Source organism: Bosea sp. 685 (genome assembly GCF_031884435.1).
Lineage (GTDB): Bacteria > Pseudomonadota > Alphaproteobacteria > Rhizobiales > Beijerinckiaceae > Allobosea.
Genome location: NZ_CP134779.1, coordinates 6,548,630 through 6,569,901 on the forward strand (window position 1 = coordinate 6,548,630; position 21,272 = coordinate 6,569,901).

18 protein-coding genes are annotated in these 21,272 nt (G+C 66.4%); 12 read left to right on the forward strand and 6 right to left on the reverse strand.

Annotated elements, in window-relative coordinates:
* Positions 1–58: 58 nt before the first annotated feature.
* Positions 59–1,375 (reverse strand): MFS transporter, encoded by a 1,317-nt coding sequence (locus RMR04_RS31880; RefSeq protein ID WP_311912491.1) that lies wholly within the window; start codon positions 1,373–1,375, stop codon positions 59–61.
* 150 nt (positions 1,376–1,525) lie between these two features.
* Here RMR04_RS31880 and RMR04_RS31885 point away from each other — a divergent pair, with 150 nt between their 5' ends.
* Positions 1,526–2,251: a helix-turn-helix domain-containing protein gene (locus RMR04_RS31885; RefSeq protein ID WP_311912492.1), complete on the forward strand. Its 726-nt coding sequence runs from the start codon at positions 1,526–1,528 to the stop codon at positions 2,249–2,251.
* Between the two features lie 504 nt (positions 2,252–2,755).
* Here RMR04_RS31885 and RMR04_RS31890 read toward each other — a convergent pair.
* Positions 2,756–3,466 carry an AprI/Inh family metalloprotease inhibitor gene (locus RMR04_RS31890; protein WP_311912494.1) on the reverse strand — a complete coding sequence of 237 codons (711 nt, stop codon included), beginning with the start codon at positions 3,464–3,466 and terminating at the stop codon, positions 2,756–2,758.
* A 312-nt stretch (positions 3,467–3,778) separates the two neighbouring features.
* Between RMR04_RS31890 and RMR04_RS31895 the strand changes: the two genes are divergently transcribed.
* Both RMR04_RS31895 and RMR04_RS31900 read left to right on the forward strand, forming a co-directional pair.
* Positions 3,779–4,168: a RidA family protein gene (locus tag RMR04_RS31895; protein WP_311912495.1), complete on the forward strand. Its 390-nt coding sequence runs from the start codon at positions 3,779–3,781 to the stop codon at positions 4,166–4,168.
* A gap of 99 nt (positions 4,169–4,267) precedes the next feature.
* Complete coding sequence (locus tag RMR04_RS31900) at positions 4,268–4,837, forward strand: DUF4337 domain-containing protein (protein ID WP_311912496.1); 570 nt, start codon at positions 4,268–4,270, stop codon at positions 4,835–4,837.
* 7 nt (positions 4,838–4,844) lie between these two features.
* Here the strand turns inward: RMR04_RS31900 and RMR04_RS31905 are convergent, their stop codons facing one another.
* Positions 4,845–6,431 (reverse strand): OpgD/OpgG family glucan biosynthesis protein, encoded by a 1,587-nt coding sequence (locus tag RMR04_RS31905; RefSeq protein WP_311912498.1) that lies wholly within the window; start codon positions 6,429–6,431, stop codon positions 4,845–4,847.
* A gap of 776 nt (positions 6,432–7,207) precedes the next feature.
* On the opposite strand from RMR04_RS31905, the gene RMR04_RS31910 reads away from it, so the two are divergent.
* The 9 genes from RMR04_RS31910 (at position 7,208) to RMR04_RS31950 (ending at position 17,982) form a co-directional block, all read left to right on the forward strand.
* The gene (locus RMR04_RS31910; RefSeq protein WP_311912500.1) at positions 7,208–8,353 is read left to right on the forward strand and encodes a type III PLP-dependent enzyme; all 1,146 of its coding nucleotides are present in this window, start codon (positions 7,208–7,210) and stop codon (positions 8,351–8,353) included.
* A gap of 245 nt (positions 8,354–8,598) precedes the next feature.
* On the forward strand, positions 8,599–9,150 hold the full coding sequence (locus tag RMR04_RS31915; RefSeq protein WP_311912501.1) for a GNAT family N-acetyltransferase: 552 nt from the start codon (positions 8,599–8,601) through the stop codon (positions 9,148–9,150).
* A 136-nt stretch (positions 9,151–9,286) separates the two neighbouring features.
* Entirely contained in the window at positions 9,287–10,195 is a 909-nt protein-coding gene (locus tag RMR04_RS31920; RefSeq protein WP_311916012.1) for a carbohydrate ABC transporter permease, read from the forward strand.
* Complete coding sequence (locus tag RMR04_RS31925) at positions 10,192–11,025, forward strand: carbohydrate ABC transporter permease (RefSeq protein WP_311912503.1); 834 nt, start codon at positions 10,192–10,194, stop codon at positions 11,023–11,025. The genes RMR04_RS31920 and RMR04_RS31925 overlap by 4 nt, the downstream gene beginning before the upstream one ends.
* A gap of 27 nt (positions 11,026–11,052) precedes the next feature.
* Positions 11,053–12,384, forward strand: a complete 1,332-nt coding sequence (locus RMR04_RS31930) for an ABC transporter substrate-binding protein (RefSeq protein ID WP_311916013.1) — start codon at positions 11,053–11,055, stop codon at positions 12,382–12,384.
* Between the two features lie 142 nt (positions 12,385–12,526).
* Positions 12,527–13,354, forward strand: a complete 828-nt coding sequence (locus RMR04_RS31935; RefSeq protein WP_311912505.1) for a phosphodiesterase — start codon at positions 12,527–12,529, stop codon at positions 13,352–13,354.
* A 115-nt stretch (positions 13,355–13,469) separates the two neighbouring features.
* Positions 13,470–14,906: a homospermidine synthase gene (locus RMR04_RS31940; protein ID WP_311912506.1), complete on the forward strand. Its 1,437-nt coding sequence runs from the start codon at positions 13,470–13,472 to the stop codon at positions 14,904–14,906.
* 170 nt (positions 14,907–15,076) lie between these two features.
* On the forward strand, positions 15,077–16,123 hold the full coding sequence (locus RMR04_RS31945) for a tetratricopeptide repeat protein (RefSeq protein WP_311912508.1): 1,047 nt from the start codon (positions 15,077–15,079) through the stop codon (positions 16,121–16,123).
* Positions 16,120–17,982, forward strand: coding sequence for a tetratricopeptide repeat protein (locus tag RMR04_RS31950; RefSeq protein ID WP_311912509.1), 1,863 nt, complete (start codon positions 16,120–16,122; stop codon positions 17,980–17,982). The genes RMR04_RS31945 and RMR04_RS31950 overlap by 4 nt, the downstream gene beginning before the upstream one ends.
* Positions 17,983–18,201: 219 nt before the next feature.
* On the opposite strand, the gene RMR04_RS31955 is transcribed toward RMR04_RS31950, so the two are convergent.
* Genes RMR04_RS31955 through trxA form a run of 3 tightly spaced genes read right to left on the reverse strand, consistent with a single transcriptional unit; the run spans position 18,202 to position 21,205 of the window.
* Positions 18,202–19,599, reverse strand: a complete 1,398-nt coding sequence (locus RMR04_RS31955) for an MFS transporter (RefSeq protein WP_311912510.1) — start codon at positions 19,597–19,599, stop codon at positions 18,202–18,204.
* On the reverse strand, positions 19,596–20,267 hold the full coding sequence (locus RMR04_RS31960) for an LON peptidase substrate-binding domain-containing protein (protein WP_092172112.1): 672 nt from the start codon (positions 20,265–20,267) through the stop codon (positions 19,596–19,598). The genes RMR04_RS31955 and RMR04_RS31960 overlap by 4 nt, the downstream gene beginning before the upstream one ends.
* Positions 20,268–20,305: 38 nt before the next feature.
* A complete protein-coding gene (gene trxA / locus RMR04_RS31965; protein WP_311912511.1) occupies positions 20,306–21,205 on the reverse strand; it encodes a thioredoxin in 900 nt (299 codons plus the stop codon).
* Between the last annotated feature and the right edge of the window lie 67 nt (positions 21,206–21,272).

Genomic DNA, 21,272 nt, shown 5'->3' on the forward strand with positions numbered 1-21,272 from the left:
GAGTTTGTCCGCGACCGGCATATCCGCCGGCCGCAACGGCGGGGTTTGCCCCGGCCTGTCAATCGATGTCCGTGCCCGCCGTTTCAGGCGCCACCATCGTGGCGATGAAGGTGAGGATGGCCAGCACGATCAGGTAGATCGAAATCGGCCATGTCGCGCCGCCGGTCCAGGCCATGAAGCTCGCGGCGGCGAAAGGCGTCAGGCCGCCGCTGATGGCCGCGCCGATCTGGAAGCCGAGGGAGGCGCCGCTATAGCGCATGCGCGCCGAAAACAGCTCCGAGTACCAGGGCGCCCCGATGCCGAAGCCCACCATTTGCCCGAGAATGATCGCGGCGACGATCGTGAACATGATGATGGTGGGGTCTTTCGTATCGAGCAGCCAGAACATCGGGAAGGCAAAGGCCATCGAGAACAGGCAGCTGGCATAGAACATCGGCTTGCGGCCGACCCTGTCGGAACACCAGCCGAAGAAGGGAATCGCCACGAGCGCGATCACCGCCGACAGGAAAATGCCGTTCAGCACGACGCTGCGCGGCATCGCGAGCTTGCCGGTGACATAGCTGATGACGAAGACGCCGCCGATGCTGGCATAGGCGATCTCGGACAGCTTCAGGCCGACGGCGGTAAGGAAGGCGCGGCGATGCGTCGTCAGGACCTCGACGAGGGGCAGCTTGGCGACTTCCTTCTTGGCTTCCAGGTCGCGAAATACCGGCGTCTCCTCGAGCTGCAGGCGGATGAAAAGTCCGACGCCGACGAGCAGGATGCTGAGCAGGAACGGAATGCGCCAGGCCCAGGCGAGGAAATCGGCCTCCGGAAGCTGCGTCAGCAGTGCGAACATGCCGATCGCGGCGAGATTGCCGATCGGATTGCCGATCTGCACCATCGAGCCGAGCAAGCCGCGATGCTTCGCCGGGGCGTTCTCGACCACCATCAGCACGGCACCGCCCCATTCGCCGCCAAGGCCAATCCCTTGCAGGAAACGCAGCGCCACCAGCATGATCGGCGCGGCGACGCCGATCTGCTCATAGGTCGGGAGAAGGCCGATCAGAAAGGTGCCGAGCCCCATGATGATGATCGTCATCGACAGCATCGCCTTGCGGCCGAGGCGGTCGCCGTAATGGCCGAAGATCGCCGCACCCAGAGGCCGCGCGAGGAAGCCGATCGCGTAGGTGCCGAAAGCGGCGATGGTGCCGATGGCGGGGTCGACGTTGGGAAAGAACAGCTTGTTGAAGACGAGCGCGCTCGCCGTGCCGTAGATCAGGAAGTCGTACCATTCGACCGCTGTGCCGAGGACGCTGGAGACGACGACGCGACGCATCTGCCTGGCCTTGTCGGCAACCTCGTCGCTGAGAGATAGGCCTTGCGCTATGCTCATGTTGACCTCCTTGCCGCAGGCGCCGGCCACCGCCCCGATCGGTGACATCCTGTGAGCCCCGCGGATTGGGTGGAAAAGTCATCATGTTTACTGACAGAAATCAACGCGACGCGCTGCACGAAATTGCGGCGGCTCCGCCTGAATCATATCGTGAACGCCCAATATCGCGACATTTTGCCTATAACAGAGGCGCAACCTGGAGGGCGTCGGCGAGCGGAGCCTCTGCGAAAGTTTACTGATGGTATCGCGAATCGAGCATTGCGGGCCGCCATGCGCCTCGCCATATTGCCGCCCGCCAATGAGGGTCGACGCGTGACGGACGAGTACAGGGACGAGCGCATCGGCGCGAACCTCAAGGACACGCGCCTGGCCCGCAGCCTGACGCTAGACAAGCTCGCAGCCCTGAGCGGGCTAACCCGCGGCTATCTCTCGCTGGTGGAACGCGGCTTGAAGACGCCATCGATCGCGGCGCTCGTCCGCATCGCCAATGCGCTCGACGTCAACATCACGCAATTATTCAACAAGAATTCGGCTCCCGCGCCGCAATATTCGCTCTATCGGCGCGAGGACGAAGACCGGCCAAAGGTCGGCTATGGCGGTTTCTGGCTGTCGCCGCTGGCGGCGGCCCGAACGGGCAAGATCATGGAGCCTTTCGTCATGCAGCCGCCGTTCAAATCGGCAGCACGCGCCAGCCATGCCGGCGAAGAGATGCTCTATGTCCTCAGCGGCCAGATCGGCATCAAGATGGCAGGCGAGGAGATCCTGCTCAATCCCGGCGATTGCCTGTATTTTTCGTCAGACACCCAGCATGAAGTCCGCAGCATCGGTAGCAAGAAGGCCGAAGCGCTCGTCGTCATCGCAGCACCGCCGGCTTAGCGTTATCCGACAGTGTCGAACCCGCCTCGCATGCGGCCCGCCAGAATCGGTTCGCACAAGGTCTCGCGCGCCATGCGGCTCAAAGCGTCGACGAAAATCGGCTCCCAGGCCCGGATAGGCCGCCTCAGAAGATCGCAACAAGGACTTCCTGCTCGGCTATGTCGCGTCGGTCGTGATCGCTAACGTCGAAGCAAGGTTGCTGGTTTGGCGCAGCCGCGCACGCTGAGCATAAGATATTCAACGGCTTCGAGGTCGAAGGCTAGAGCATTTTCGAGCGAAGTGGACACCGGTTAGCGTGAAGAAAACGCGTTAAAATAAAGCGCTAGATTGCTTCGCTGCACTCGCAATGACCGGTCAAGGCGAAGCCCGAATATCGATCAGACCTAGGGCAGCATACGAAAAAGTGGGCACCGGTTTTTCGCATCCTGCTCTCACTCTTAGATGAGAGACGGATTCAGATTTCAGATGGGATCATTTGATGATTCCATCTGAAATCATCCAGCTCTACCGGTTGAGCGAGAGCGCGGCGCCCGATTTCGTCACGGCGCCGTTCATCGCGCCGCCGTCGGAAGCGCGCAGGCGCGCAACCACCGAGCCGCCCTGCTGATAGAGATAGACCTCGCCGTCGCGATAATCCCAGGCGGTGACCTTCTGCAGGTCGCGATTGGCGCAGCCGGCCGCATTGGCGCGGTAGAGGTCGAGCGCGGGCGCGCTCGAAAGCTGGACCTTGCAGGAACTGCCGGTGGCTTCGCGCGCCGTCCAGTTGCCGATGACGCCATCGCGCGACGAAACCGCGCCGCGCGCCGGGCCGGCTCCGCCGCCCAGCGTGGCGATCTGGCCGCCGCCGCCACGCAAGGTCGGCACCTCGCCGGGCTGGGCGGAGGGCGGGGCTGCGCTTACGGGAGCGCCGGCATTGGGATTGTAGTAGGGGTCCTGCGGCGGCGGCAGGGCACCGGGCGAGGCCGGCGCGGAGGCGACCGGATAGCCACCCGGCGGGGGCAGGGGCTCCGAGGTCACGGGTGCGGAGCTGATCGGCGGCGCCGATTGCAGCGGCGGCGGGTCGTAGGTCGGCATGCCCGATCGGCCGGGTCCATCGAAGCTGAAACGCTGCGAGCCCGCGCAGGCGGTCAAGGCGAGCAGGGGCACCAGGCCGACGGCCTTGAGGAGCGTGGCCGCGCCTGCGGTTCGAGGCCAGCCTGCGGTCTTGGTGGTCATGCGGCGTTCCGTCCGATCATCATTCTGCACGTCTCGTCTCCGATCATGGCCACGCCGGCTGAACATGGCATGAGCAGGACATCGTTATGCTCTTTTACAGCATCAGACCGAATATCGTATTCGGTCTGATGCTGTAAAACTTTGATTGTGTATCGGCTTGTCCCGAAAACCGGTTCCCACTTTTCGTAGCCGATGACCTGGAACAGGGCCGGCTGCTTGCAAACCCGCGCCGCGCGCTCTGGTTCCGGGCCCGCTCGCGGGGCATAGTCTTCCCGCCTGCCTGGAGACCTTTGCCATGAAGCCACTCGTGCCATGAAGCCGCTCGCGCCGTCCACGATCGCCAAACCCTTCGCCCGCTACAGCCATGGTGTCGAATTGCCGGCCGGCCAGCGGCTCGTCTTCTGCTCGGGCCAGCTCGGCGTCGCCCCGGACGGGACGGTTCCGGAGGATGTCCGCGCCCAGGCCGATCTCTGCTTTTCCAATATCGCGGCAATCCTTGGTGAAGCCGGCATGACGCTGGCCGATATCGTCCGCATCAACGCCTATGTCACCGACCGCGCCCATATGAAGGGCTATATGGAAGCCCGCGACGCTCATGTCGGTTCGCCGCCGCCGGCGTCGACGCTGATGATCGTCTCGGGCTTCACGCTGCCGGCGTTCAAGGTCGAGATCGAGGTCGTGGCAGCGGCTTCCGACGGGTGAGAGCGGCAGCGCGGGGCGTGGTCGAGAGATTCCGGGACGCGATGCCCGGATGCGCCGGGAATCAGCTATTGCAGGAGTGGACGCAACAAGCGGGGCATCATGGATATCGAGACCAAGAGCGACAGCGCCAATAAGCGCATGAACAGCCTCGTCGCGGTGACGGTGGTCATCCTGTCGGTGTTCACCGCCGTCTCCAAGATCAAGGACGACAACATCGTCCAGGCCATCCAGACGGCCAAGGCCGATTCGGTCGATAGCTGGAACGAATATCAGGCGGCGCGGATGAAGCTGCGCATCGTCGAGGCGGCCAATCAGACGATCCGCCTCACGGCGAACCTGCCTGGTCTGGATGCCGAAGTCGTTGCGACGGAGCGGAAGCGCAACGACGAGGCGATCGCCGGTTACGACGCCTCGTCCAAGACGCTGTTCGAAAAGGCGAAGGGGCTGGAGGCCTCGATCGAGAAGCTCAACTTCCAGGACGACCAGTTCGACATTTCTGAGGCGCTGATCTCGATCGCCATTGCGGCCGCGGCGGTCGCGGCCTTGACCGAGAGCTGGATGCTGCTGTGCCTCGCCTGGGTGTCGGGCGGTACCGGCATCCTGATGGGGCTGGCGGGTTTCCTCGGCTGGGGCTTACATCCGGACTGGCTGGTCAAGCTGCTGACCTGAGCGGGCCTCAGCTTTCCGCCCGCCAGGGATAGCTCCAGGTCTCCGTCAGGGTCTTCTCGCCGCTCTTCAGGAAGGCGCGCATCTCCGCGACCTGGCCGGGTTCGACGACGATGTCGATGAAGGCGCGGAAGCCTTGCGTCTTGGGATTGGGCACGATGAAGGCGCGGTCGATGCGGCCATAGGCGATCGAGGGCACGATTTCGACCTTGTCGGGCTGACGCAGATGGTATTCGAGGTCGCCGCCGGCGAAATCGACGATGAAGCGGCGGGCGCCCTCGGTGACCGGTTCGCCCGAGCCGAGCGCCTTGGGCTTGGCCTGATAGGTGTTGATGACGCGCCCGCCCGGATGCAGATCGGCTGAATCGAGCATCGCGGTGAGCTTGTAGCCGAAGGAGAATTCGCGGCCGGGTTCGAGCGGCGTCTTCGGGGCCCAGAGCGCGACGACATTGTCGTTGGTCTCGTCCGTCGTCGGCAGTTCGACCAGTTCGACGACGCCCTCGCCCCAATCGCCCAGCGGCTCGATCCAGTAGGACGGCCGCAATTCGTAGCTCAGGTCGAGATCCTGATAATGCTCGAAGACGCGGTCGCGCTGCATCAGGCCGAAGCCGCGGACATTGCGCTCGACGAAGGAGGAGACCGCCTGCTGGCGCGGATTACGCAATGGCCGCCAGATCCATTCGCCGGTGCCGGAATGGATCATCAGCCCGTCGGAATCATGCAGCTCGGTGCGGAAATCGTCATGGAAGCGGCGGTCGTTCTCGCCGGTGAAGAACATCGAGGTCAAAGGCGCCAGGCCGAGCTTCTCGATGGGCTTGCGCGGGAACAGGGTGACGGCGATGTCGACCACGCTGTCGACATCGGGGTAGATGTGGAAGCGATAGGCGCCGGTGACGGAAGCCGAATCGAGCAGGGCGTAGACCGTGACGCGGTCGGCATTGGCGGCGGGCGCCTCGACCCAGAACTCCCGGAACATCGGGAACTCCTCGCCGCCGGGCACGCCCGCGCCGATGGTCAGCCCGCGCGCGGAGAGGCCATAGCGCTGCTCGCGGCCGAGCACCCGGAAATAGCTCGCGCCGATGAAGGAGATCAATTCGTCCAGCACACGCGGGTCGTTCAGCGGGTAGTGCAGCCGGAAGCCGGCGAAGCCGAGATTGACCGGCAGCGGCTTCTCGAACTTGATCTTGCCGTAGTCGAACAGGCTGGCGGAGTAGGGCACCGGCGTCGGCACGCCGTCGCGCACCACATTGACCACGACCGGGCGGGTGAACAGGAAACCGGGATGGAACATCTGCATCCGGAACGGCGAGCCGTTCTGCGCCAGCAGCGCCCGGTCCGGCCGGAAGCGGATGTCGCGCCATGAATCGAAGTCGAGCTTCGAGAGCGGCTCCGGCAGCGTCGGGCCGGGCTCATAGGGAACGCCGGCGATCTCGCGGGCGCGGCGCACCACCTCGTCGAAGCCGAAGCGCGGCTGCGGCGGCGCGGGGGCAGGCTGCTGGGGCTCGGGCTGCTGGGCCAGCAAGGCGGAAGGCGCTGCCGAGAGGCTCAAAGCGGCGGCGAGGCCTGCCAGGATCTGGCGGCGGTCGGTCTGGATCATGTGACGCGGAAACCCTATCGCGATTGCCCGTGAAGGCGTGTCGAGACAGTGACTTAGGCGATGAATTGGGGCTGGTCTAGGGCACAGGCGCGGCAGCTTGCGGCGCCGCGCGTCGTTGACACGTCGCGGGCGAGAATTTCCCGGTCGCCATGCGGCTCTCGCGCTCCGGTCTGAAGCTACACTCGTTCGGAAGCCCCATCCGCTTCTGCGAGAAGCGGGCCTGAGTCCTTTGCCGGGAGGACGGACGCGGTCCGCTGGCCGCGTTCGTCAAAAAATCCGCGGCGAGGGGCAAAAAAAACTTGTAGTCGCGGTCCGCAATCCGTATATCGCCTTCACCCAATTCGCACGTGCCTGTGGCCGCGTGTCAGTCGGTGGGCATCCGGACAAGAGGCCGGACAGCCGCCAGGTGTTGGAGACGGATGGAGGGGGATGGATATCCCCTCAAATCACGCTCCCGGTTCCCCCTCAAGGGAACTGTCACCGAACAGCGACTGGCAGCCGGAGGCGAAACCGGCGAACCCCGAATCTCCACGGGGGACGCAGCTTAAAGCAACGACGGAACGGGCTTTTTTTGGTCTCGCTGGTCCTCCAAAGACCAGCACCGAAGAGGCTTGTCCTTCATTGCCGGGCGTGCGGGGTCTCCCCAAGCGACGGTTATCAGAGTCCGAACTTAGTTGTTCGGCTGTTCTTGGCGTCTCCATCGCGCCTTGAATCGCCGACGGCTCAGCCGGCTTCATGTCGCATCGGCGCCGCTTGCGCCGGAGGAGCAGCGTCTCATGACCGAGCGCATCCGTGAATTCCTTCGCACCCGCCGTGAGGATGGGCCTTGCGTCGTCATCGACCTCGATGTCGTGCGCGAGAACTATTCCGCCTTCTCGCGGGCTCTCCCCGACACGCGCGTGTTCTACGCCGTGAAGGCGAATCCCGCGCCGGAAGTGCTTGGGCTGCTGGCCAAGCTCGGCTCCTGCTTCGATTGCGCCTCGGTCGTCGAGATCGAGCTCGCGCTGTCGGCCGGCGCGACCGCCGACCGCATCTCCTTCGGCAATACGATCAAGAAGGAGCGCGACGTCGTGCGCGCCATGGAGCTCGGCGTGCGCCTCTTCGCGGTCGACTGCACGGCCGAGGTCGACAAGGTCTCCCGTTCGGCCGAGAAGGTCGGCGTGGCGGATGCGCGCATCTTCTGCCGCATCCTCTGCGACGGCGCCGGCGCCGACTGGCCGCTTTCGCGCAAGTTCGGCTGCGTGCCCGAAATGGCCGCGGACGTGCTCGAGCACGGCCATCGCCTGGGCCTGACCGCCTATGGCATCTCGTTCCATGTCGGCTCGCAGCAGGCGAATGTGAACGCCTGGGATTCCGCCCTGGCCTCGGCCTCGGCGGTCTTCAAGGAATGCGCCACCCGCGGTCTCTCGCTGTCGATGGTCAATCTCGGCGGCGGCTTCCCGGCGCGCTACCTGAAGCCGATTCCGGGCGTGCCGTCCTATGGCGATGCGATCTTCCGGGCACTGTCGAAGCATTTCGGCAACCAGCTGCCCGAGACGATCATCGAGCCGGGCCGCGGCATGGTCGGTGAGGCCGGGCTGATCGAGGCGGAGGTCGTGCTGATCTCGAAGAAGGCCGAGAGCGACGATGTGCGCTGGGTCTATCTCGACATCGGCAAGTTCAACGGTCTCGCCGAGACCATGGACGAGGCGATCCGCTACCCGATCCGCACTGCCCGCGACGGCGATGCGACGGTGCCTTGCGTGCTCGCCGGCCCGACCTGCGATTCGGTCGACGTCATGTACGAGAAGACCCCGTACATGCTGCCGTTCAGCCTGGAGATCGGCGATCGCGTGCTGATCGAGGGCACGGGCGCCTATACGACGACCTATTCGGCCGTCGCCTTCAACGGCTTCCCGCCATTGAGGCAGTACGTCATCTGACGAAACGGGGCGCGGGTTTAAGTCGCGCCCCTCACCAATCGGGTCCGGCGAAGCGCCCTGCCATGAGCGGCAGGCCGCCCGCAATTCGGGCGGAGCAAACATGCCTCCAAGAATGGAGTGCTGTGATTGTGGCTCCCGCCGGACCCTCTATCCCACATCGTTTGTCATTTGTGGCCGCGTTCGCGCGGCGCCGGGAAGGTCTGCGCAGCCTTGGCTGTCTTGGGCGCTCCGGCCGGAGGTGCGTCATGATCACGATCCGCGAGGAAATCCCGTCCGATGTCGCGGCCCGCGAGGCCCTGCTCGATCTCTGCCTCGGCGAGCGCCGGGCGGCAAAGTCGAGCGAGCGCCTGCGTGAGGGCCGTTTGCCGGCCCAGGGTCTCGCCCTGACCGCCGAGCGCGACGGCGTTGTCGTCGCGACCGTGCGGCTCTGGCATGTCGAGGCCGGGGGCGTCCCGGCGCTGCTGCTCGGCCCGCTGGCCGTCGCGCCCACGCTGCAGGGCGAGGGCGTCGGCAAGGCGATGATGCGGGAAGTGATCTGGCGTGCGGCCTGCCATGGTCACGGCGCGATCCTGCTCGTCGGCGATGCGCCCTATTACGAGCGCTTCGGCTTCTCCACCGCGTTGACGCGCGATCTCGCCATGCCGGGCCCGGTGGAGCGCGAGCGCTTCCTCGGACTGGAGCTGCGCGACGGCGGGCTCGCGGGCGCCAAGGGCATGCTGAGCGCGACGGGGCGTCTGGACGCCGCGCCGGTCCTGGCCGTGCCGGTCTTGGCGGAGCCGATCCGGCGCGCTGCCTGAAAATAAGCCACCCGGACCCGGCCATTGGCCGGGTCTGTCATGGTTTCGTCACTGATCTGTAGCGGCTTCGTCGCCCATCGCCGCCATGACCCCCGCCAAAGGTGGGATGATGGCGGACGCGGTACTTGTGACGGGCATGGCAACGCAGTGGCGGGTCGCGAAATGGCGGCCGCGGCGCACGACCCTGCTCGCCTTCGCGATGCTGGCGCCCTCACTCCTGTTCCTGGCGCTGTTCACCTATTGGCCGGTGGTCGAGGTCGCCTGGCAGGCGCTGCACAACCAGCGCAAGATCGGCGGGCCGCAGGTCTTTGTCGGGCTCGACAACTTCCTCAAGCTCTTCGCTGACGCGGCCTTCCGCAAGGCGCTGGCCAACAACCTCGTCTATGCCTTCGGCACGGTGGTCCCGAGCCTCGTCCTGGCACTCGGCTTCGCCATGGCGCTGGCCAAGTCGAACCGGGTCAATACACTTGTCCGAGCGCTGTTCTTCCTGCCGGTGCTGCTTCCGCTGGTCGCCGCGGCCTCGATCTTCCTGTTCCTCTTCCTGCCCAATGTCGGCCTGCTCGACTACCATCTCGCCAAGCTCGCCCTGAGCGGGCCGAATTGGCTCGGCGATCCCGATGTCGCGCTCTATTCGATCATGGGCCTGACGATCTGGAAGAACGCCGGCTACTACATGCTGTTCTTCCTGGCGGGCCTTCAGGCCGTGCCGGCCGACGCCTATGAGGCGGCGATCCTCGACGGGGCCGGCCCCTGGCAGCGCCTGCGCTATATCACGCTGCCCTATCTCAAGCCGACGATCGGCTTCGTGCTGGTCATCGGCCTGCTCAATGTGGTGACGCAGGTCGACCATGTCTTCGTGCTGACCAAGGGCGGGCCGTCGGATTCGACCAATCTCCTGCTGTTTTATGTCTATCAGCAGGCGGTCGAGAGCTATGACGCGGGTCGCGCCGCAGCGGGCACGCTGGTGATGCTGGCGCTGTTGCTTGCCATCACCGCCTCGTCGCTGCGCACGCTCGAGCGCTCCTTCGGGGAGCGCGATCAATGAGCGTCGCCAATCGCGAGATCTCGCCCAGGCTCGGCTATGGCGCGACGCTTGCCATCGCGGCGCTCTGGATGGTGCCCTTCATCTGGATGCTGGTCGCGGCCTTCAACCCCGAAAGCGTCGGCGCCGGCATGGCCTCGCTGGTGCCGCGCTATATCCCGACGCTCGCCAATTTCGCCGAGGCCTGGGGCTCGGCCGATTTCCCGCGCTACACGCTGAACACCATGATCATCAGCTTCGGCATCCTCGCCGTCCAGCTCGTCACGGTGACATTAGCCGGCTATGTCTTCGCGCGGATCGAGTTTCCCGGCCGCACGATCTGCTTTTATCTCTTCCTGCTGCAGCTCATGCTCGCGCCGGTCGTGCTGATGGTGCCCAATCTGGTGATGGTCGCCAAGCTCGGGCTCTACGACAGCCTGCTCGGCGTGATGGCGCCCTATTTCGCCTCGGCCTTCGGCACCTTCCTGATGCGCCAGGCCTTCAAGGTGATCCCGCGCGAGCTCGAGGATGCGGCGCTGATCGACGGCGCCAATGTCTGGCAGCGCATCGGCTTCATCTACCTGCCCCTGGCGAAGCCTTCGCTGATCGCCTTCTCGATCGTTTCCGTCACCGCGCATTGGAACGAGTTCCTCTGGCCGTTGATGGTGATCAATTCGCCCGATCTGCGCCCGCTCACCGTCGGGCTCGCGAGCTTCACGCGCGGCGCCGAGGGCGCGCAGGCCTGGGGTGTCATCGCGGCCGGCACGCTCCTGGTCAGCGCGCCGCTCCTGATCGCCTTTGCGCTGTTCCAGCGCGCCTTCGTCAATTCCTTCGCCTCATCAGGCATCAAGTAAGAGGTAGCCAACATGACGATCACTCGCATGACGACCACGCGTCGCTCCGTCCTCGCAGGCGCGGCCATTGCCGCGAGCTTTGCGCTCCAGCCGGCCTTCGCGCAGGCGCCCACCGAGATCGAACTGTTCTTCCCGGTCCCGGTCGACGGACAGCTCGCCCGCGACATGGCGACCATGATCAAGGAGTTCAACGAGACGCATCCCGCGATCAAGGCGACGCCGGTCTATACCGGCAGCTATGACGAGACGCTGATCAAGACCCGCGCCGCGATGAAGGCCGGCAAGCCGCCGGCGGCGGCGATCATGTCGGCGAACTTCCTGCTCGACCTCAAGATCGAAGGCGAGATCCAGTCGCTCGACGGGCTGATCAAGACCGATGGCAAGAGCAATGACCAGTTCATGGGTCAGTTCTTCCCGGCGCTCTACGGCAATGCCGTGATCGACCGTTCGGTCTATGGCGTGCCCTTCCACAATTCGACGCCGCTGCTCTACGTCAACACCGATCACCTCAAGGAAGCCGGGCTCGACCCGGACAAGCTGCCGACCAACTGGGAAGAGCTTGCCGCCACCGCCAAGAAGCTGACCAAGCGCGAGGGCGACCGCGTCACCCGCTGGGGCATCACGATGCCCTCCAACTACGACTATGGCGGCTGGATCCTGCAGGCTCTGACGCAGTCGAATGGCGGCCAGTGGTTCAACGTCGATTACGGCGGCGAGGTTTATTACGATACCCCGTCCATGCTCGGCGCGCTGACCTTCTGGTCGGACCTCGTCTCCAAGGCCAAGGTGCATCCGGCCGGCGTCCAGGCCGGTGGCGCTGTCTCCAGCGCCTTCCTCTCCGGCCAGGCCTCGATGGTGCTGCTTTCGACGGGCTCGCTGACCCATATCCGCAGCAATGCGAAGTTCCCCTACAAGGTCGCCTTCGTGCCGAAGAATGTCCGGAACGAAGTTCCGATCGGCGGCGCTTCACTGGTGATCCCGACCGGCGTCGAGGGTGAGCGCCTTAAGGCTGCCTGGACGCTGATCAACTGGATGACGGCGCCCGAGAAATCGGGCTGGTGGAGCCGTGCTACCGGTTACTTCGCGCCCAACATGGCCTCCTACGACCTGCCCGAGATGAAGGAGTTCCTGGCCAAGAATCCGGACGCCGGCATCGCCGTGAAGCAGCTCGCCTTCGCCAAGCCGTGGTTCGCGACCTACAAGACCGTCCCCGTCCGCAAGGCGATCGAGGACGAATTGCAGGCGGTGCTCTCCGGCAAGAAGTCGCCGAAGGAGGCGCTCGTTGCGGCGCAGAAGACCGCCGACGAGGTCATGCGGCCCTATGTCGAGCAGACCGCGCTGAAGCTGCCGACGAACTGAGGTCGGCCTTCCCACGCACAACCGTCATGCTCGCCCTTGTGGCGAGCATCCACGTCTTGAACACCACCCTCGGCAGATGAAGACGTGGATGGTCGGGACAAGCCCGACCATGACGGCGGATCTGCCATCTCAGAGACCGACCATGCTCATCGCCCATATCACCGACCTGCATATCCGCCCGCGCGGCAAGCCGGCCTATCGCGTCTCCGAGACCAATGCGCTGACGGAGCGTGCGCTCGATGCGGTGGCAAGCCTGCGGCCGCGTCCCGATGTCCTCGTCATCACCGGGGACCTGACCGATTGCGGGCTGGCCGAGGAATATGAGTTGCTGCAAAGCTTGCTGAGCCGGCTCGACATGCCGGTTCTGCTGCTGCCGGGCAATCATGACCGCCGCGAGACGCTGCTCGCCGGGCTGCAGCTCGATCCGCACACCGTGCGCGATGGCGGCTTCATCCAGTTCGTTGCCGATCTCGGGCCGATGCGCCTGATCGGGCTGGACACGCTGGTGCCGGGGCAGAGCTTTGGCGGGCTCTGCTCGGCGCGGCTTGCCGTGCTCGAGCGCGCGCTGGCCGAGGCGAACGGCAAGCCGGTGGCGATCTTCATGCACCACCCGCCCTTCGATTGCGGCATCGCGCATATGGATGCGATCCGCCTGCTCGAAGGCGCGGCGGATTTCGCCGCCATCGTCGCGCGCCATCCCAATGTCGAGCGCATCGTCTGCGGCCATCACCATCGGCCGATCGTGACGCGCTTCGCCGGCACCATCGCGCAGATCGCGCCCAGCGTGACGCATCAGGTCACGCTCGATCTGAGCGATGACGGTGCGGCGACCTTCCATATGGAGCCGGCGGCCTATCTGCTGCATAGCTGGCGCGAGGGCGCGGGCTTCGTCAGTCACATGGCTTATGTCGAGCGTTTCGCGGGGCCTTACCCCTTCGTTCTCGATGCCGATTACCCCGGGGCCCATTAGCGAGACCGCCCGGTCAGGATTTGACTCAGGGCGCGCTTCCCCCCTACGAGCCGGCGATGGCCAGGCAAGGCCATTTCCACCAACGACGCGCAATCGCGAAGGAGACAACCAGAGAATGAGCAACTGGCCCGTACACGGAAAGATCACCGGCCCGATCGTGATGATCGGCTTCGGCTCCATCGGCCGCGGCACGCTGCCGCTGATCGAACGGCATTTCGAGTACGACCGGTCGCGCTTCGTGGTGATCGCGCCCGATGATGCCGATCGTGACCTGCTCGACGAGCGTGGTATCCGCTTCATCAAGGAGGCGGTGACGCAGGACAACTACAAGACGCTGCTGGAGCCGCTGCTCACGGTCGGCGGCGGCCAGGGCTTCTGCGTCAACCTGTCGGTCGATACCGGCTCGCTCGACATCATGCAGTTCTGCTCCGATCTCGGCGCCCTCTATATCGACACCGTCAACGAGCCCTGGCTCGGCTTCTATTTCGACCACAGCAAGGGCGCGGCCGAGCGTTCCAATTATGCGCTGCGCGAGGCGACGATCGGGGCCAAGCATGCCCGCCCGGCGGGCACGACCACAGCGGTCTCCTGCTGCGGGGCGAACCCCGGCATGGTCTCCTGGTTCGTCAAGCAGGGCCTGCTCAACATCGCGGCCGATCTCGGCCTGCAGGTCGCGGAGCCCCGGACGCGCGAGGAGTGGGGCAAGCTCGCCCAGCAGGTCGGCGTCAAGGGCATCCACATTGCCGAGCGCGACACGCAGCGTGCCAAGCACCCCAAGCCGCGTGGCGTCTTCGTCAACACCTGGTCGGTCGAGGGTTTCGTCTCCGAGGGCATGCAGCCGGCCGAACTCGGCTGGGGCACGCATGAGACCTGGATGCCGGAGAACGGCCGCGAGCACGAGGCCGGTTGCAAGGCCGCGATCTATCTGCTCCAGCCCGGCGCCAATACGCGCGTCCGGTCGTGGTGCCCGACGCCGGGGCCGCAATACGGCTTCCTGGTGACGCATAACGAGGCGATCTCGATCGCGGACTATTTCACCGTGCGCAATGAGGCGGGCCAGGCCGTCTACCGGCCGACCTGCCATTACGCCTATCACCCGGCCAATGACGCCGTGCTCTCGCTGCATGAGATGTTCGGCAATGCCGGCCAGGTGCAGGAGGAGCAGCACATCCTCGAGGAGGACGAGATCGTCGACGGCATCGATGAGCTCGGCGTGCTGCTCTACGGCCATGCGAAGGGCGCCTATTGGTACGGCTCGCAGCTCTCCGTCGAGGAGACGCGCCGGATCGCGCCTTATCAGAACGCCACCGGCATGCAGGTGACCTCGGCCGTGCTCGCCGGCATGGTCTGGGCGCTGGAGAACCCGAAGGCCGGCATCGTCGAGGCCGACGAGATGGATTTCCACCGCTGCCTCGAGGTGCAGCTGCCCTATCTCGGGCCGGTCACCGGCGCCTATACCGACTGGACGCCGCTCGACGGCCGCCCGGGCTTCTTCCCCGAGGACATCGACGAGAGCGATCCCTGGCAGTTCCGGAACATCCTGGTGCGGTGAGACGCGCTATCATGGGTCGGCCGCATCTCATGGAGCCGCGGCCGGCCCTCTCCCCAAAATCGCCGTCTTTCGCCGCTTGCCTGGGCGGCATGCTGCGCCTGGCCTTGCTATGCCTTACTCTTCTGCTCGCGTTTGCCTCAGTGGCGAGCGCCGCTCCTGATCTCGCAGAGTTGCAGCGCCGTGCCGATGGCGGCGATGCGGCGGCTTTGTTCGCGCTCGGAAAGGCCTATCAGCACGGCCTGGACGTGCGGCGCGACCAGCAGAAGGCGCTGGCCTTCTATCGCCGCGCCGCGGCGCTCGATCACTGGCCTTCGGTCAATAATCTCGCCGCCGCCTATGAACGCGGCGACGGCGTTCGCGCTGACGCCGCGCATGCCCTGGCGCTGTATCAGCGAGCCGCTGCGGCGGGCTATGCCGTCGCGCAGTACAATCTGGCGGCAGCGCTACTGAAGGCGAAGCCGGCTGACGCCGAGACCGATCGTCGTGCCGCTTTGCTGCTGCGCCAGGCGGCCGAGCAGGGCCATGTCAATGCCGAGCGGGGCTTTGCCGAGATGCTCCAGAACGGCCGCGGCGTGGCGCGCGATCCGGCTCAGGCCGTCGATTGGCTGCGCAAGGCGGCGGCTACCGGCTGCGCCCCGGCCAAGACTTCGCTCGCGCTCGCCTATCAGCGCGGGCTCGGCCTGCCCGCCGATCTTTCGGTTGCGGTCGCGCTCTATCGCGAGGCGGCCGAGGCCGGCGACCCGGCAGCGCAGCATAATCTCGGCCTGCGCTATGCGCGCGGCGAGGGCGTTGCCCGCGACGATGCCGCCGCGCTTGGCTGGTTCCGCAAGGCGGCCGACCAGGATTTCGCCTATTCGCTCAATGCGCTCGGCGTCATGCATATGCGCGGAACCGTGGTGGCGCAGAATCTCGGCGAGGCGCTGCGATTGTTCCGCCTGTCCGCCGAGCGCGGCAATGTCGACGGTCAGACCAATCTCGGCGCCTTCTACCGGGACGGAACGCGCGTCGCGGCCGATCCGGTGCAGGCGCTGATGTGGCTGACGCTGGCCGCCGCGCAGAACGGCGCGGATGCGCGCAGCGCCCTCGACGGGCTCAAGCCGAAGCTGACGCCGGCGCAGATTCGGCGAGGCGAGGAGATGGCGCGCCGCTGGCGCCCGCGCCCGGCGGCTGTCGGCAGCGGCGCCACGACCCAGGAGAGGGCATGCGAGAACGAATGAAGCGGGCGCTCCGGATTGGCCTGGCCGCCCTGTTGCTCGGGCTCAGCGCAGCACAGACCGCCTCCGCCCAGAGCAGCCGCGAGGCGCGCGCCTGTTTCTCGGTGAGCGACGAGGCCGGGCTGTGGAAGCATTGCCGCGCCGCGGTCGGCGTCGCGCGGGAAGCGCCGGCGGTCCGGGCGCGGGCGCATGGCCGCCTTGCCGATCTGTTCCGCCAGCGCGGCGACCAGGAACGGGCGATCCAGGAGCTGAACGCGGCGATCGCGCTCGACCCCGATAATCTGCGCTATGTCTCCAACCGGGCCGTGGCCTATTCCTACAAGGGCGAGCGCGACCGGGCGATCGCCGATTACGGCCTGATCATCGCGCGCGATCCGCGCAATTCGCTGCATTACTTCAACCGCGGCGTCGAATATGCCGATGGCCGCGAATTCGACCTCGCCATCGCCGATTTCAGCGAGGCCGTCCGGCTCAAGCCCGATTTCCACGAGGCCTATGACAATCGCGGCGCCGTCTTCTTCCTCAAGCGGGATTTCGCGGCTGCCGAGGCGGATTTCGACAAGGCCCTGGCGCTGGATCCGAAATTCGCCAATGCCCGCTATAATCGCGGCGTGCTGCGCCTCGAGCAGGGTCGGCTCGACGACGCCCTGAAGGATCTCGACGAGGCGGTCAGGCTCGTGCCGCAGGATGCCTCTGTGCATGTCAAACGCGGCAAGGTGCTCGCCCTGAAGGGCGACGACCAGCGCGCGGTCGCCGAATTCTCGCAGACCCTGCGCCTGGCGCCGGGCTCGACCGAGGCCCTGCAATTGCGGGCCGAGGCGGCGCTGCGCTTGAAGGAGCCGGCGCGCGCGGTCGCCGACTACACCAATCTCCTGCGCTTGCGGCCCAATGACTCCGCGGTGCTCACCGGGCGTGGCGAAGCCTATCGCGCGAGCGGCGATCTCGACCGCGCGATCCTCGATTTCAACGATGCGGTGCGGCTGGCGCCGCAGGCCTTGCCAGGCCTTCTCGGCCGGTCCCAGGCCAAGGCACAGCGCGGCGATCTCGATGGCGCGCTTGCCGATGCGCAGGCGGCGCTGGCGCTCGATCCGGCCTCGCCCGGCGCCCTCACGGCGCGCGCGGGCGTGTTGGTGCAGCGGAACCGCCCCGAGGAGGCCCTAGTCGATCTCGACAAGGCGCTGCTGCGCGCGCCCGACACGGTCGAGGCGCTGCGCCTGCGCGCCGAGATCCTGACCCGCCAGCAGAAGGTCGATCTCGCGCTCGCCGATTACGACTATCTGATTGCCCGCGAGCCGACCAATCCGCGGCTCTACTGGTCGCGCGCCTTCCTGCGCGCCAGGCTCGATGATTTCGACCGCGCGATTGCCGATCTTGGCCGCGTGCTGGAGCTGGACCCGGGCAATCCCGGCGCCGTGCTGTTCGAACGGGCGAGGCTGCGCGCCCGCAAGGGCGATGCCGAGGCGGCGCTGGCGGATTTCAATGCCGTGATCGATATCGGCCAGGCGGGGCTCGCTTCGGCCTTCTACGAGCGCGGGCGGCTGATGGCGGACAAGGCCGATTTTGCAGCCGCGCTCGCCGATGTCGACAAGGCGCTTGCGCGCGGGGTGGATGGCGCAACCGCGCATAATCTGCGCGCCTGGTCGCTGTTCAAGCTCGGCCGCGCCAGCGAGGCCCTGTCCTCCGCCGACAGCGCCATCGCGAAAGCGCCGAGCGCGGCCTATGCCTATGACACGCGCGGCCATGTCCGGGAGGCGCTCGGCCGCCGGGACGAGGCGATCGCCGATTACCGGCGCGCGCTCGAACTCGATCCGCAACTCCAGGAGGCGCGCGAGGCGCTTGGGCGGCTGGGCTTGGCGCCTTGAGGCCGCCCGGGCTTCTTCCCCGAGGACATCGACGAGAGCGATCCCTGGCAGTTCCGGAACATCCTGGTGCGGTGAGGGCTGTCATCCCGTGCGTGCTGCGGCATGCAATGCCGCGGCGCAGACACGGGACCGCGTGACGAGCAAGGCTCTTTCTGACCGATACGGTCCCGCATCTGCGTCGCAGCACTTCGTGCCGCAACGCGTGCGGGATGACCCGCCCTACAGCCCGCGTTTCACGTTGACGCCGGCCAGCAGCACGCCGCCCGCCAGGAAGAAGGCGATCAGCACGGCCAGGCCCGCGCGCTGGCTGTCGAAGATCGTCGTCGTCAGCGCCACCAGCGTCGGCCCCAGAAAGGATGTGACCTTCCCCGAGAGCGCAAACAGCCCGAAGAACTCGCCGACGCGGCCCTCGGGCGCGATCCGCGCCATCAGGCTGCGCGAGGAGGCCTGCAAGGGCCCGGCGACGAGGCCGATCAGGAGCCCCAGGCCGAGATAGACCCGCTCCGGCAGCGAGGCGAAGAGGCCGTCGCCGGGCGTGGCCGGCAAGGCTGGGACCACGAAAAGGATATGGTCCGTCCCGAGCGAGAGGATGCCGAGGCAGGCGAGCAGCAGGCAGGCGATCGCGCCCAGCACCACGGGCTTGCCGCCGATCGCATCGTCGAGCTTGCCGCCCAGCCACGCACCGAGCGTGCCGGTGACGGTGAGCAGGATGCCGAAGATGCCGAGTTCGATGGTCTGCCAGCCGAAGACGCCGGCGGCGTAGATGCCGCCAAAGGCGAAGAGCGCGACCAGCGCGTCCTGATAGATCATATTGGCGAGCAGGAAGCGGCCGAGCGAGGGCAGGCGCGGCAATTCGGCGAGCGTGGCTCTGAGCCGGCCGACGCCGCCCTTGGCCGCTTCGCCAAGCCGCATGCCGGTTTTGGCCGAATCCGGCGTCAGCCAGAACATCGGTGCGACGAAGACGATAAACCAGAGCGCGGTGAGCGGGCCGGAGAAGCGGTCGCCCTCGCGGGCGGCGGCGTCGAGGCCCAGGATCGGCGTCAGCCCTGCCAGGGTCTTGCCCGTCTGCGGGTCGGCGGCAAGCAAGGCCAGCGTGATCGCCAGCGAGAGCAGGCCGCCGAGATAGCCGATCGCCCAGCCGGTGCCCGAGAGCCAGCCCAATCGTTCCGGCGGGACGAGCCGCGTCATCATCGCATTGTTGAAGGTTGTGGCGAATTCGGCGCCGATCGTGGCGATGACGAAACCGGCGAGCGCGATCGGCACCGCCGAGGCCGCGCCCGGCACCGCGAACCAGAGCATGCCGGAACCCAGCACCAGCAGCGCCCCAAAAGTCGCGATCCAGGGTTTGCGCGGGCCGGTGCGGTCGGCGATGCCGCCGAGCAGTGGCGAGAGCAGGGCGATGCAGAGACCGGCGAAGCCGGTCGCATAGCCCCAGAGCGCCTGGCCCTCGATCGGGTCCGAGGCCAGCGCCGCGGCGAAGAAGGGCGCGAAGACGAAGGTCGTGATCAGGGTGAAGAAGGGTTGGGCCGCCCAATCGAAGAACAGCCAGGCCGTGACGGCGCGGCGGGGCGGATAGCTGATCTTCTGCGCATCCGCGCTCGCGACGGCCAGGTTCACTGCAGCGTGGTCTCCGGTGCGCCGCCGCCGCGCGCGATCTCGATCTCGGTGATCGCGACCAGCACCTCGGCACGGTTCTTCAGGCTGGGCGCCTCCAGCAGCGCCTGTTTTTCGCGCGGGCCGAAGGGGCACATCATCGAGAGCGCGTTGACCAGCGCCTCGTTGGGCGCCTCGTTGACGCCCTTCCAGTCGATCTTGAGCTCATTGGCCTTGGCGAAGGCGCGCAGCGCCTTGAGCAGGCCGTTGCGATCGACCTCGTCCTCGCCGGCCCGGGCGGTGAAGTCGATCAGGAAATCGTCATAGGAAATCCGGGCCTGGCGATAGGCCGTGCTGACCGAGAGCTCCTCGACGATCCGGAAGCGGCTGATGCCGGTCAGCGTCAGCACATAGCGGTCGTCGCCGGTCTCGGCGAACTGCGTGATCCGCCCGAGGCAGCCGACTTGGAGCAGGCCGGGCTCGCCGGTCTGGCGGCCGGTCTCGGGCTCGGGCTGGATCATGCCGATGACGCGATGCGTGCGGATCGCGTCATCGACCATGGCGAGGTAGCGCGGCTCGAAGATGTTGAGCGGCATCTGCCCGCGCGGCAGGAGCAGGGCGCCGGCCAGCGGGAAGACAGGGATCACCAGCGGGCAATCCTCGGCTCCGTTGTAGACGGCATTCATGCCCATCTGCGGTGGCTCCTTGATGCTTAGAGATCCTGGATGCTTTAAGAGAACAGCAGGGTCGAGAGCTTGCGGCGCCCGGCCTGGCTGTTCTCGTCCATCGGGCCCCAGGCCTCGAAGAACTGCAGCAACTGCTTGCGCGCGCCATCGTCGTTCCAGGCCCTATCGGCCTTGATGATGGCGATCAGATGATCGACCGCCTCCTCGCGCCGGTCGCGGGCGTTCAGCGCCACGGCGAGGTCGAAGCGGGCCTGATGATCCTTGGGGTCGGCCGCGACCTTGGCTTCCAGTTCGGCGGTGTCGCCGAGCGAGGCGGCCTGTTCGGCGAGCTCGATCGCGGCCCGCACCGTGGCGATCGCCGGGTCGGCCGCCTTGTCTTCCGGCATCATGGCCAGAATGCCCTTGGCGCCTTCGAGATCGCCGATCTCGAGATGCAGGCGGGCGAGGCCGGCGATGGCGATGAGATTCTCTGGCTCGAGTTCGAGGACGCCGGCATAGAGCTCGCTTGCGCCGGCGGTGTCGCCGGCCTCTGCGGCGGCCTGGGCGGCCGCGATCAGTTCCTCGGCCTCGCCCGGCCCCACCGGCCCGACCAGCTTCTCGATGAAGGCCTTGACCTGGCTTTCGGGCTGCGCGCCCATGAACCCGTCGATCGGCTGGCCCTGCTTGAAGGCGATCACGGCGGGAATCGACTGGATGCCGAGCTGGCCGGGGATCTGCGGATGCTCGTCGATGTTCATCTTGACGAGCTTGACCTTGCCCTTGGCGTCCTTGACCGCCTTCTCGATGATCGGGGTCAATTGCTTGCAGGGGCCGCACCAGGGCGCCCAGAAATCGACGAGCACGGGCTGCGTCATCGATTCGGTCACGACATCCTGGCGGAATGCTTGCGTCGTGGTGTCCTTGATCAGGCCGGGTTGTTCGGCCGCATCGCCATTGACCAGCATGGGTCGTCCTTCGTCGCTATCAGGTCGTCGGAATTAGGTGGACCGGGCCATCGCCGCAATCCCGCCC

Bases quoted from the DNA above. Each gene is read 5' to 3' on its own strand.
- RMR04_RS31940 (WP_311912506.1), top strand. From the start codon at position 13,470: ATGAGCAACTGGCCCGTACACGGAAAGATCACCGGCCCGATCGTGATG.
- RMR04_RS31925 (WP_311912503.1), top strand. From the start codon at position 10,192: ATGAGCGTCGCCAATCGCGAGATCTCGCCCAGGCTCGGCTATGGCGCG.
- RMR04_RS31915 (WP_311912501.1), top strand. From the start codon at position 8,599: ATGATCACGATCCGCGAGGAAATCCCGTCCGATGTCGCGGCCCGCGAG.
- RMR04_RS31880 (WP_311912491.1), bottom strand. From the start codon at position 1,375: ATGAGCATAGCGCAAGGCCTATCTCTCAGCGACGAGGTTGCCGACAAG.
- RMR04_RS31900 (WP_311912496.1), top strand. From the start codon at position 4,268: ATGGATATCGAGACCAAGAGCGACAGCGCCAATAAGCGCATGAACAGC.
- RMR04_RS31950 (WP_311912509.1), top strand. From the start codon at position 16,120: ATGAAGCGGGCGCTCCGGATTGGCCTGGCCGCCCTGTTGCTCGGGCTC.
- RMR04_RS31930 (WP_311916013.1), top strand. From the start codon at position 11,053: ATGACGACCACGCGTCGCTCCGTCCTCGCAGGCGCGGCCATTGCCGCG.
- RMR04_RS31960 (WP_092172112.1), bottom strand. From the start codon at position 20,267: ATGGGCATGAATGCCGTCTACAACGGAGCCGAGGATTGCCCGCTGGTG.
- RMR04_RS31910 (WP_311912500.1), top strand. From the start codon at position 7,208: ATGACCGAGCGCATCCGTGAATTCCTTCGCACCCGCCGTGAGGATGGG.
- RMR04_RS31890 (WP_311912494.1), bottom strand. From the start codon at position 3,466: ATGACCACCAAGACCGCAGGCTGGCCTCGAACCGCAGGCGCGGCCACG.
- RMR04_RS31920 (WP_311916012.1), top strand. From the start codon at position 9,287: ATGGCAACGCAGTGGCGGGTCGCGAAATGGCGGCCGCGGCGCACGACC.
- RMR04_RS31935 (WP_311912505.1), top strand. From the start codon at position 12,527: ATGCTCATCGCCCATATCACCGACCTGCATATCCGCCCGCGCGGCAAG.
- RMR04_RS31895 (WP_311912495.1), top strand. From the start codon at position 3,779: ATGAAGCCGCTCGCGCCGTCCACGATCGCCAAACCCTTCGCCCGCTAC.
- RMR04_RS31905 (WP_311912498.1), bottom strand. From the start codon at position 6,431: ATGATCCAGACCGACCGCCGCCAGATCCTGGCAGGCCTCGCCGCCGCT.
- trxA (WP_311912511.1), bottom strand. From the start codon at position 21,205: ATGCTGGTCAATGGCGATGCGGCCGAACAACCCGGCCTGATCAAGGAC.